The organism is Rhodococcus chondri, assembly GCF_036327435.1.
Lineage (GTDB): Bacteria > Actinomycetota > Actinomycetes > Mycobacteriales > Mycobacteriaceae > Rhodococcus > Rhodococcus chondri.
On the sequence record NZ_JAUZMZ010000405.1, the window covers coordinates 1 to 561 of the forward strand.

Annotated in this window: 1 protein-coding gene and 1 pseudogene; both read right to left on the reverse strand. The window is 68.2% G+C overall.

Translation table 11 applies throughout. The annotated features are described in order from the left end of the window. Positions 1–98 precede the first annotated feature (98 nt). Positions 99–272: pseudogene (locus Q8814_RS26620) on the reverse strand (glucose-6-phosphate dehydrogenase); the annotation flags it as partial. 2 nt (positions 273–274) lie between these two features. Then, the coding region (locus Q8814_RS26435) for a transaldolase family protein (RefSeq protein ID WP_330154863.1) at positions 275–561 on the reverse strand (287 nt) is incomplete at its 5' end.

Consider the following 561-nt stretch of genomic DNA (forward strand, 5'->3'; position numbering starts at 1 on the left):
AGTTCGAGGTGTNCTGGAACGAATTGCTGACCGCCACTGCCGAGCAGCTGCGCGCTCACGCGCCCGGCGTGGAGAGCTGAAGGTGCGCGAATCCGTCGCGGCAGCAGGCCGCGATTGGCCAGGTCGTACACCGCGGGCATCAGCTTTCGCCGAGCCAGATCGCCGGTGACCCCGAAGATCACCAGGGCACAGGGCCCGGCGATGCGGGGGAGCCGGCGATCCCGGTTGTCCCGGAGCGGGTTGACCCACCGTGCCGCGACGGATTCGCGCACCTTCAGCTCTCCACGCCGGGCGCGTGAGCGCGCAGCTGCTCGGCAGTGGCGGTCAGCAATTCGTTCCAGGACACCTCGAACTTCTCGACGCCCTCGTCCTCGAGCTTGCGGAAGACTTCCGGCAGATCGACGCCGAGCGAGGCTAGCGCGTCGAAGACGTGCTGGGCATCGGCCGCGGCACCGGTGACCGTGTCGCCGGTGATCGCACCGTGATCGGCAACCGCCTCGAGCGTCTTCTCCGGCATCGTGTTCACGGTGTTCGGGGCGACCAGCTCGGTGACGTACATGG